Source organism: Vibrio sp. 10N.261.52.A1 (assembly GCF_002876325.1).
Taxonomy (GTDB): domain Bacteria; phylum Pseudomonadota; class Gammaproteobacteria; order Enterobacterales; family Vibrionaceae; genus Vibrio; species Vibrio chagasii.
Genome location: NZ_MCYD01000747.1, coordinates 1 through 4,894 on the forward strand (window position 1 = coordinate 1; position 4,894 = coordinate 4,894).

Annotated in this window: 5 protein-coding genes; all 5 read left to right on the forward strand. The window is 45.2% G+C overall.

Going from position 1 to position 4,894, the window contains the following annotated elements; translation table 11 throughout:
• The coding region (locus tag BCT81_RS15335; protein WP_241908219.1) for a TRAP transporter substrate-binding protein at positions 1 to 988 on the forward strand (988 nt) is incomplete at its 5' end.
• A gap of 163 nt (positions 989 to 1,151) precedes the next feature.
• Positions 1,152 to 1,694 (forward strand): TRAP transporter small permease, encoded by a 543-nt coding sequence (locus BCT81_RS15340; RefSeq protein ID WP_008215727.1) that lies wholly within the window; start codon positions 1,152 to 1,154, stop codon positions 1,692 to 1,694.
• Between the two features lie 34 nt (positions 1,695 to 1,728).
• Positions 1,729 to 3,069 (forward strand): TRAP transporter large permease, encoded by a 1,341-nt coding sequence (locus tag BCT81_RS15345; RefSeq protein WP_102424990.1) that lies wholly within the window; start codon positions 1,729 to 1,731, stop codon positions 3,067 to 3,069.
• Between the two features lie 11 nt (positions 3,070 to 3,080).
• Positions 3,081 to 4,001, forward strand: coding sequence for a cache domain-containing protein (locus BCT81_RS15350; RefSeq protein ID WP_102424991.1), 921 nt, complete (start codon positions 3,081 to 3,083; stop codon positions 3,999 to 4,001).
• A gap of 247 nt (positions 4,002 to 4,248) precedes the next feature.
• Positions 4,249 to 4,821 (forward strand): malate synthase, encoded by a 573-nt coding sequence (locus tag BCT81_RS15355; RefSeq protein WP_061032195.1) that lies wholly within the window; start codon positions 4,249 to 4,251, stop codon positions 4,819 to 4,821.
• Positions 4,822 to 4,894 lie beyond the last annotated feature (73 nt).

The window sequence follows — 4,894 nt, forward strand, 5'->3', positions numbered from 1 at the left end:
AAATAAAATTATTGCTGGTGTCACCATTGTAGCAACAGCGGTGCTATCTAATACCGCGGCAGCAGCGAATTTTAAAATGGCCATCGGCGATGCTGCTGGTGGTACGCAGTGGGAATTAGCGACCTCATTCTCTGAACTCATGGAGCAAAAAACAGACGGTAAAGTGAAAATCGATCTGTTCCCGAATGGTCAGTTAGGCAACGAGCAAGACACAGTAAATGATGCGGCAATCGGTCTTCTTGATTTCTCTGTACTGGCGATCAACAACGTCACCCCTTTTTCTCCGACGGTTGGTCTACTGACTATGCCTTACGTTATTCAGAGCGCAGAAGAAGCAGTGCTACTGACTCAAGGTCAAGTAGGCCAAGACTTAGTCGATAATACGATTCGTGATGCTGGTGTTCGTATTGTCGGTTGGGCTTATTCTGGCTTTAGGGTTTTGACTAACTCGAAAAAGCCTGTCGCTTCCCCAGAAGATCTTAAAGGGCTCGTGATTCGTGTTCCTCGTAACGAAATCATGATCGCTTCTTACCAAGCATGGGGCGTAAACCCAACGCCAATGGCTTGGTCTGAAACCTTTACTGGCCTGCAACAGGGCGTGGTAGATGGTCAAGATAACCCTTACATCACAGTGCATGCGATGAAGTTTAACGAAGTACAAAAGTACGTGACCAACATTCGCTACATTTTCTCTCTAGAACCTCTCATCGTGAGTGAAACGGTCTTCCAACAGCAAACACCTGAAATGCAGAAGATCATTCTTGAAGCAGGTCAGGAAGCGACAGAGCACAGCTTCGCTTATTTAGAAAATACGGAAAACCAAATTCGCGAAGAGCTACAAGCGAAGGGCATGGTATTTACAGACCCAGCAGACAACGAGCAAGAGTGGATCAACAAGGTGACTAAATCAGTTTGGCCTAAGTTCTACTCAAGCATCGGAGGCAAAGACAAGCTAGACGACGTTCTTGAGTTACTAGGTAGAAAGTAACGATTAGATTCGCCCTATCTGCTGTTCTCCGCGACTTAATCACCTAGCGATAGAACAGTGAGATGGGGCATTTACATGGCTGTACTCGTTGAGCTGTTCTGTACCTGATCTTTTAGGACCGTGAGCGACTGGTTGTCATGTGAAAATCAACATTGGAGGTTATATGTCAGTCGCTAAAACAATAAAAAAACACCTGAACAACATTGAGGAATATACATGTTGTTTGTTGCTTGCAAGCTTTGTCCTATTGCTGTTTACACAAATCCTGACGCGTCAGCTATTCGATTACTCAATCCCGTGGGGGGATGAAGTCGCTACTTACATGTTCGTTTGGTTTGCTTATCTAGGGGCTGTTGTGGCGGCCAAGATGTCGGCACACAACCGAGTGAGCTTTCACTTCAAATTCTTTCCGCCCATTGTGCAAACCGTCAGTGAAACCATCGCTGATTTCTTATGGCTCTGCTTCAACGGTTACTTTGTCTATCTCAGTTATGACTTTGTGTTCAACAAAATGAACCTATTTTGGAAGTCTCAGACCACAGGTATCCCGATGAAGTACTTCTACATGATTTTACCTATCGCGTTTTCCCTGATGATGATTCGAATTATCTGGAACAACTATGAGCGCCTATTCAAAGGTGCAACCAATGAAGATCCAGAAGTGAAAGAACTGCGAAAAATGACTGCACAAAAGTCGATGCAGTAGTCACAGAGAATAGTCGTAATAGAGAGATGTAATAATGGAATCCTATTTAACTCTAATTTTATTTGGTGGCTTCTTAACCCTGTTAATCCTAGGTGCACCAATCACGGTATCACTGGCCGGCGCTTCGATGGCGGCTTATATGTTGCTCGACAAAAATCCTATCGCACTGGTACAAATCGCATTTACTTCGGTAGGTAACTTCCCGCTTATGGCTCTGCCAGCCTTTGTGCTTGCGGGTGCATTAATGGAGGCGGCTGGGATCTCCAAACGTTTGGTTGATATTGCCGAAAGCTTAGCTGGGCCAGTAACAGGCGGTCTTGGTGCGGCAACGGTAATGGCCTGTCTTTTCTTCGGTGCTATCTCTGGTTCTGGCCCAGCAACCACAGCCGCGGTAGGTATGCTAATGGTGCCTGCGATGGTTAAGCGTGACTACGATAAGAGTTACGCCTCGGCAGTAACGGCGGCATCTGGCGGACTAGGGATCATTATTCCGCCATCCATCCCTTTAGTTATTTTTGGTATATCTGCGATGGGCTTAATGGCGCCACCAGAAGCCATTGCACAACATGGCCAGTTTGCTTCTTTATCGATTCCAAAGCTGTTTGTCGCCGGGGTTGTGCCGGGTTTCATCATGGCTTCGACACTGGTACTGACTAACTATTTCATTGCTAAGCGCGAAGGCTACAAAGGGCTTACTGAAACCTGGTCATTTGGTGATGTAAGGCATTACTTGCGTCGAGGTTTATGGTCGATACTAGCGCCATTTTTGATTCTTGGCGGTATCTACAGCGGTATGTTCACACCAACAGAGTCTGCGGTTGTGGCAATTTTTTATTCGCTGTTTGTGGGTGTATTTATTCACCGCGAGTTGTCATTCAAAAGCGTGATGAAATCTCTATCAACCACGACGTGGATCACCGGACGTGTATTGCTGATCCTGTTTGCTGCTACCGTGTTTGGTCGTTTACTGATTGAACAAAAAATTCCAGTGGTGGTGGCTGAATCTTTGCTCAGTTTTACTGACAACATGTACATGGTGTGGGCGCTTACGATTACTTTGCTGTTGTTCATCGGTATGTTCATGGAAACCTTAGCAGCGATTATGATCATCGTGCCGGTTCTATTACCAATCATGTATATGCTGGGCGCGGATCCTACTCACGTGGGTATAGTGGTTGTATGTACCTTATCGATAGGTTTTGCAACGCCGCCGCTTGGCGAAAACATCTTTGTTGCCTCGGGAATAGGGGGTTCCACGGTTGAGCAAATCACCGCGAAGATCCATCCCTTTGTTCTTGCTTCTGTTGTGGGCGTTTTCGTTATCGCTTTCTTCCCACAAATTACGCTTTGGCTTCCGTCCTTAGTGGGCTATTAGGAGAGATAACCATGAATTTATCCAGAATCATCCTCATTGGCTGTGCTGTGTTTGCTGTCGTGAGTGGCATTAGTTTACGTGCCGAACATTCTGAAAAAGAGAAACAAGCTAAGCCTGTTAATGTGCTTGATATTTCTGAGCCCCACGTGGTGAGCGAGGCAGAGAGAAGAGCCAAGACTCTGCTGGCGAAAGCTGTAATCCACGTTCAAACCGAGGGTGATGAAAGCGTCAAAGATTTCATGAGTGACCCTGAGTACATAGACGGTGAGTTATACGTGTTTGCACTCGGAATTGATGGTCAATTTCTTGCCAGTGGCGGCTCTTCCATGGTGTTGGTGGGCGACAGTGTATTGGACACACAAGATGTTTACGGCAATCCATTTTTTCGAGAAATGATCACAAAAGCGGTCCACAACGGTTTTGGCGAGGTGGAATATCACTGGACGAACCCGACTGATCGTATGGGTGAACCGAAAACTACGTTCTTTGAGCGAGTAGGCGATGTGATTGTCGCTGTCGGTTATTACCCTGAACGTTCGAGTGCGGCCGAGGCAAAGAATTTATTGGCGAGAGCGATGACTGCGATAGTGGAGTCTGAACAAGATAGCTTGGTTGAGTTCAATGACGCTGAAGGCAGCTTTGTGGAAGGAGATTTGTATGTGTTTGTGATGGACATGAGTTCTGGAAAGCTACTAGCTCATGGCGTGTCACCGGAGTTGGTTGGGCGATCACACAACGAAATCTTGAGCCCAGATGATAAGCCGATCCTCACTGATATGTTGAATCTTGCGCGAGAAAATGGCCGTGGTGTTTATACCTATCGCTGGTTAAATCCATTGTCGAGTAAGGTCGAAACCAAGCATACCTACTATCGAGTTATCGATAACAAGCTAGTTGGGGTTGGATATTACACAAAGTCAAACAAGACGTAAAAGTCAGGGTGTGGTGAGTGTAAGTCTATTAAAATTAATGACTTAATGCTCATTTTACCCCTAAAAATAGGAGTGTGTAAAAAAGCAATTTAGTAAAATTCACAGTGTGTAATTTTTGTTGTGAAATTGTTTCAAAAATAACAGTAGTATGAAAAACATGGAAACCGAGCAGTAAAGAACAAATCTGAAAAGGGTCAATTAGGATGTTTGACCTACGTGAAATTTAAAGCCGTACGAGGGATAGACTATGAATATGCTGACACTAGACAAAACAGAACTTCACAGAAACCATTCAACTTTTATTGCTGAAGCTGTCTTTGCCGTCGAAATGGTGAAAGCAGACAAGCAACTCGAAAAGCAGAAGATGGCGAAACAGTTGCTAGATACTCTATTTCCTCTTGAGTCGGGCTCTCATGAAGATGTTGTGAGCTATGAGATTGACTACCGACATGTTCAGGTTTACTTCAAAAATGGTGAACACACAGGTCTGAAGCGTGCTAAGCATTTTGTGGCATACACAGGTGATAAATCCAAACCATCATCAATCCTGTTCCGTGATGAAAGCGGTACGCACGTTGAAGTGACGATGGGCGCTCGGAAAGGCACAGGTAACCTTGAGCTTGTTGATATTGAAGATATCCAACTAGAGACATGCACTACTTTCGGTCAAACAGACGCAAGTATTTCTTCTGGAATCAGACACTGGGTTAGCCTAGTGAAGGGCGATGAAAGCGGCCGACCAAATGCATCAAGTGAAGATAAAGAGTTCACGGCGAAAAATGGTGATGACTACAATCTTGGATTCTGTTTCGCACTCTGATATCGAGCGCTGCAGTACGCAGCGCTAACAATCCATTTCTCTTTTACCTTTGGTAATTTGCCCGCCCCTATAG

What these genes read in the sequence shown, in the direction of transcription:
- BCT81_RS15340 (WP_008215727.1), top strand. Translation starts at nt 1,152, where the DNA reads ATGTCAGTCGCTAAAACAATAAAAAAACACCTGAACAACATTGAGGAA.
- BCT81_RS15345 (WP_102424990.1), top strand. Translation starts at nt 1,729, where the DNA reads ATGGAATCCTATTTAACTCTAATTTTATTTGGTGGCTTCTTAACCCTG.
- BCT81_RS15350 (WP_102424991.1), top strand. Translation starts at nt 3,081, where the DNA reads ATGAATTTATCCAGAATCATCCTCATTGGCTGTGCTGTGTTTGCTGTC.
- BCT81_RS15355 (WP_061032195.1), top strand. Translation starts at nt 4,249, where the DNA reads ATGAATATGCTGACACTAGACAAAACAGAACTTCACAGAAACCATTCA.